Here is a 4868-nt window from a genome sequence, read left to right on the forward strand (position 1 = left end):
GAGGAGGGACGGTTGGTCTTCTTGATTTGGTCTTTGATGGATTCCAGGTCGATGTAGCGATCCGCCAAGTTGATCAGTTGATCGCTGGTCATGGAACGCAAGCTGACCACCTCCACTCGTGCCCCTTGGTAGCTAACGGCATTGACCGCATAGGCCAAGTCTCCATCGCCGCTCACCAGCACAGCCGTCTCATACCAGCGCACCAGCGACAGCATATCCACGGCAATTTCCACATCCAGGTTGGCTCTCTTGGATCCATCGGGCAACTGGGTTAGCTCTTTGGTAACCACGCGGTAGCCATTGCGGCGCATCCAGAGCAAAAACCCCTGCTGCTTTTCGTTGTTGCGATCGACGCCGGTGTAGAAAAAAGAGCGCAAAAGGGGCGACCGACCACTCAGAGTCTTCAGCAGACGGGTGTAGTCGATCTCAATGCCCAGTTGCAGAGCGGCGTAGAACAGATTAGACCCGTCGATGAATATGGCCACACGCCCACGGTTGTCCTGCAAGGGATCCGCAGGCTGAAAGCCGGGATCAGGATCAAGACGCAGCATTCGGGTTTTCTTCTCCAAGTTTTGACAAAAGGGCAGAAAAAAGAGGTGTTAAATGGGTTTAATCGCCAATACAGCTCTTTCCGGCAGCACTGACTACAGCTAATGCAGACGCCTCTCTTGTGCGATAGGGATCTTACTGCTTCCCAGAGTGATCTGCAGAATTCCCATGAAGTCGGAAAAAGCCGTAAAAGGCTGCCCCAAGCCTTGGGACACATGATTCACCCTAGCGCAGGAGAGACGATCCCCGGAGAAGATTTCCAAAATCCTAAAGAAAAAATACCTACGATAAGGAGAGGCTTTGCGGATGGAGTGCAGGGATGGGCCGGTGCCTTACCGCTTTTCGAGCCCCTTGCACAGAGGGGTGCTGCGCAGCCGCTACAAGCGGTTTTTGGCCGATGTGGAGCTGGAAAACGGGCAACAGATCATCGCCCATTGCCCCAACACGGGGCCGATGAGTGGGGTCTGTCAGGTGGGGGCACCTGTGTACCTCTCCCATCACCCAGAGCCAAAACGGAAACTGGCCTACACCTGGGAGATGATCCAGGTGGATGGAGTATGGGTGGGGATCAACACCAGCTTGCCCAATCGCCTGGTGGAATGGGGGCTGGAGCGAGGGTGGTTTCCCCAGTTGGCAGGATTTTCCCGCCGGCAACGGGAGGTGACCTGCGGCAAGAGCAAAATCGACTTTCTGCTGACAGGAGACGCTGGCTCGGCCTATCTGGAGGTGAAGAATACCACCTGGGCTGTGGGATCCCGCGCGCTGTTTCCCGATACGGTGACCACTCGCGGCCAAAAACACCTGGAAGATTTGATCGCGGTACGCCAACAGGGTCAGCGTGCCCTGCTGATGTACTGGATCAATCGCGCCGATTGCACCGAGTTTGCCCCCGGCGAAGAACGGGATCCCCGCTATGCCCGTCTGTTTCGTGAGGCCCTGCAAGCCGGAGTGGAGATGTTGCCCTATCGGGTCGAGGTTTCGCCGACAGGGATCCGACCCTTGGGTTTGGCCAAAATCGTTGTCTAAGCACCCCAAAAGAAGGGGCAAGCTCTCTGGAAACGGCTGGGGATGGCCTATAATACTGCTTTCTCCAGATTCTTAGTTTTCCAAGCACTTGAGGACCATGAGCAAACCTTCCTCCCGTCCTCATCACATTGTCCTGACTTCCCATCCCTCCCCTCATGGGACGCAAGCCCAGCCGATCCGCTGGGGAGCCTTGGATCCGCTGCGGCGGGGGCCGGTGGTGGGTAGCCTAACCAATCTTGCCCATCGCAATGTCATCGGCACCCATGCGGGAGCCTACGCTGTCTATCGGGCATTGGCTGTGGCCAGTGGCTCTCTGCAGGCGGATCACCGCGCCGATTTAACCCATACTGCCCCGGTGGTGTCGATTGGCCCTCACCCAAGCTGGGGAGATCCAGACCGGATTGTGTCTTTGGATCCCTGGGGAGCGGTTGTGGGAGAAGTCTTTGCTCCCCTCTATGCCCAGGGCTACGACATTCGTCCCACCATTGCCATTACCCAGGCCCACATCCACATGCCCGAACTGCAGGAGGCGGTCAACAAAGGGCGGTTGCGGGTGGATGGCCGGATCCTCAAAGACAATGGCAGCCTGGTGGTCACCAAAGCCGCAATCGAGCCGGTCTGGTACCTGCCGGGGATCGCCAAACGATTGCAGGTGAGCGAAAGCCTGCTGCGCCGCACCCTCTTCGAGCAAACGGGAGGCATGTTTCCAGAATTGGTGACCCGCCCAGACCTATCGGTGTTTTTGCCGCCCATCGGTGGCCAGACGGTGTACATCATCGGGCAAGTGGCCGCCATCACCGACCCGGCTTTGCCCCTGGCGGTGCGGGTTCACGACGAATGCAATGGTTCCGATGTGTTTGGCTCGGATATTTGCACCTGCCGCCCCTACCTGGTGCATGGCATTGAGGAATGCGTTAAGACGGCCCAGGCCGGTGGAGCTGGGGTGATTGTGTACCTGCGCAAAGAAGGCCGCGCCTTGGGGGAGGTGACCAAATTTTTGGTCTACAACGCCCGCAAGCGCCAGGAAGGAGGGGATCGGGCTGATGCCTACTTCACCCGTACCGAGTGTGTGGCAGGGGTGCAAGACATCCGCTTTCAGGAGTTGATGCCGGATGTGCTCCATTGGCTGGGCATAACCCGAATCGATCGCCTGATTTCCATGAGCGACCTCAAGTATCGAGCCATCACCAACTCCGGCATTGAGGTTCTGCAGCGGGTGCCCATCCCAGAAGAGCTGATCCCGGCGGATGCCCGTGTGGAGATCGAGGCCAAAAAAGCTGCCGGCTACTACACTGAGGGTGAGGTACTGGATGCGGAGCGGCTGGCCCAAATCCGAGGAAGGGCCTTGGTGGAGTGAGCGGGATCCCTCATGCAAGTGGCCACCTGGAATGTCAACTCCATTCGCACCCGGCTGCCTCAGGTTTTGGCTTGGCTGGACAGCCAGGGATCCCTGGATGTGCTCTGCCTGCAGGAGACCAAGGTGGTAGATGAGGACTTTCCCCGGACGGCTTTTCAGGAGCGGGGCTTTCATGTGGAGGTCTACGGGCAAAAGTCCTACAACGGTGTGGCTCTGATCAGCCGGGATCCCCCGGAAAAAGTAGAACGGGGGTTTGGTGCGCTGCTGCCTTCGGCGGCAGATTTGGACGAGCAAAAGCGGCTGATGAGCGCCATCTACCGCGGGATCCGTATTCTCAACCTTTATGTGCCCAACGGTTCTGAGGTGGGATCGGAAAAATACGCCTATAAATTGCGCTGGCTAGCCACGCTGAAGGATTACCTCGCCGTTGCCCTGAGCCAAGGGGATCCCATCCTGCTCTGCGGGGACTTTAACATTGCCCTGGAAGATCGGGATATTTATGATCCCCAAAAAGCGGGAGAAATCATGGCTTCCGAACCGGAGCGACAAGCCCTGCGGGAGATCCTGGCTTTAGGGTTTGAAGATGCGTTTCGCAGGTTCACCCCCGATCCCGGCCATTTTAGCTGGTGGGACTATCGCTCGGGGGGGTTTCAAAGGAATCGCGGCTGGCGCATTGATCATCATTATCTGTCTCGTGAGCTACAGGAGAAAGCCACCGCTTGCTGGATCGATGTTGAGCCACGGCGGGCCGAAAAACCCAGCGATCATGCCCCTGTCATTGTTGCCCTGGATATTTAAGCGCCTTGTTATAGTCATTTCAAGCTAGGTTGAGACACTCCCCAAACGCTCCCTGCCACTGCCTTCACCCCTTCTCTCAGAGGAAGAGGGGAGCCAGGCGGAAATGTTTCATTCCTGTTTAAATGACCATAACAGCTCATACCAACCAGCCATCCAATTAAAATGGAGCGGCCTCTTCGAGAATTTTCAGCAGGTGTTGCCGCTGTTCTGAGCTGAGGACCTGTCGCATTTCCAGAACTGCCTCAAAACGTTTGGCATTTACTTCTTGGCTTAGCTGTTGTACCCGCTGAAATTGAGCTGCCACTTCTGACTCAGGGGCATCGCCGACCAGTAACTCCCGCAATCGACCGCGGGCTGCCCTCAACTCCAAAATGCGCTCCAACAACTCTTCCTGTTTGCGGTGGCGGATCTGCTGCAATTGCCGCAACTGCTCGTCGGAGAGGTTCAGCTCCCGCAAATTGCGAGCAAAGGGGCGGCGCAAATCCATCATTCGCAGGGGGCGGGGTTGGCCCATCACCGGTTCACCCAGGGATCCCAGGTAGAGTGGCAAAATGGGGATCCAAATCCAAGCATTTCTCATGGTTCTTTGCAGGCTTTTTCTAAGAATCTGACCAAGAATCTGACCAAGGTCTCAGAAGTCTCAGCGGTGTAATGGTCAATGAAGGGGGATATTCGTGAGGCTGATGGATTTAGGATCCCTCTGGATCGCGTTCTATCCACCAAGTTTCGGTTTCTGTTCCCTCTGGGCTCAGCAAGCTTCCCCAAGTGCTCACCAAAAAACTTTCTAGGGCTTCGGTCTCCTGGGCCACCACCTGTACCTGCCAGCGCTGATAGCCAATCCAGCCCAGCAAAGCGCCCGCCAAAAGGGAGATGCCAACCCAACGCCAAGGGTGCTTGAGCCGGCCATGAAGTGGATGAGTCGCCACAACTTGAAGGATCTGCTCCTCCAGCCCAGAGGCCGCAGGGGGAGGGAGGGGGCGATATTGACGCAAAAAGTGGCGCAGCCGCTCGTCTGCTAGGGGGTTGGGGTGCTCACTCATGGGGTAATGCCCTCCTGAAGTAGGTGTTGACGGATGGTGGCACGGGCGTGAAACAGCCGGGACTTCACCGTTCCCACCGGGATCCCTAAAATCTCGGC

General features: G+C 57.0%; 7 protein-coding genes. 3 read left to right on the plus strand and 4 right to left on the minus strand.

The window, feature by feature from the left end; all coding sequences use genetic code 11:
* Positions 1–551, minus strand: a 551-nt coding sequence (locus NW820_RS00185) for an NYN domain-containing protein (protein ID WP_414406343.1), incomplete at its 3' end; no start/stop codon positions are given.
* Positions 552–855: 304 nt separating this feature from the next.
* Between NW820_RS00185 and sfsA the strand changes: the two genes are divergently transcribed.
* From sfsA to xth, 3 genes are all read left to right on the plus strand, one after another.
* Positions 856–1575 carry a DNA/RNA nuclease SfsA gene (gene sfsA, locus NW820_RS00190; protein ID WP_414406344.1) on the plus strand — a complete coding sequence of 240 codons (720 nt, stop codon included), beginning with the start codon at positions 856–858 and terminating at the stop codon, positions 1573–1575.
* A gap of 97 nt (positions 1576–1672) precedes the next feature.
* Positions 1673–2932: a GTP cyclohydrolase II gene (locus tag NW820_RS00195; RefSeq protein WP_414406345.1), complete on the plus strand. Its 1260-nt coding sequence runs from the start codon at positions 1673–1675 to the stop codon at positions 2930–2932.
* Between the two features lie 12 nt (positions 2933–2944).
* Complete coding sequence (gene xth, locus NW820_RS00200; RefSeq protein ID WP_414406346.1) at positions 2945–3730, plus strand: exodeoxyribonuclease III; 786 nt, start codon at positions 2945–2947, stop codon at positions 3728–3730.
* 157 nt (positions 3731–3887) lie between these two features.
* On the opposite strand, the gene NW820_RS00205 is transcribed toward xth, so the two are convergent.
* The 3 genes from NW820_RS00205 to NW820_RS00215 all read right to left on the minus strand — a co-directional run.
* A complete protein-coding gene (locus NW820_RS00205; protein WP_414343944.1) occupies positions 3888–4310 on the minus strand; it encodes a Spy/CpxP family protein refolding chaperone in 423 nt (140 codons plus the stop codon).
* Between the two features lie 109 nt (positions 4311–4419).
* Positions 4420–4770 (minus strand): hypothetical protein, encoded by a 351-nt coding sequence (locus NW820_RS00210; RefSeq protein ID WP_414343942.1) that lies wholly within the window; start codon positions 4768–4770, stop codon positions 4420–4422.
* Positions 4767–4868, minus strand: a 102-nt coding sequence (locus tag NW820_RS00215) for a sigma factor-like helix-turn-helix DNA-binding protein (protein ID WP_414406350.1), incomplete at its 5' end; no start/stop codon positions are given. The genes NW820_RS00215 and NW820_RS00210, both read right to left, overlap by 4 nt.

The sequence above is a fragment of the Synechococcus sp. R55.7 genome (assembly GCF_047461955.1).
In the GTDB taxonomy this organism is placed as follows: Bacteria; Cyanobacteriota; Cyanobacteriia; order Thermostichales; family Thermostichaceae; genus Thermostichus.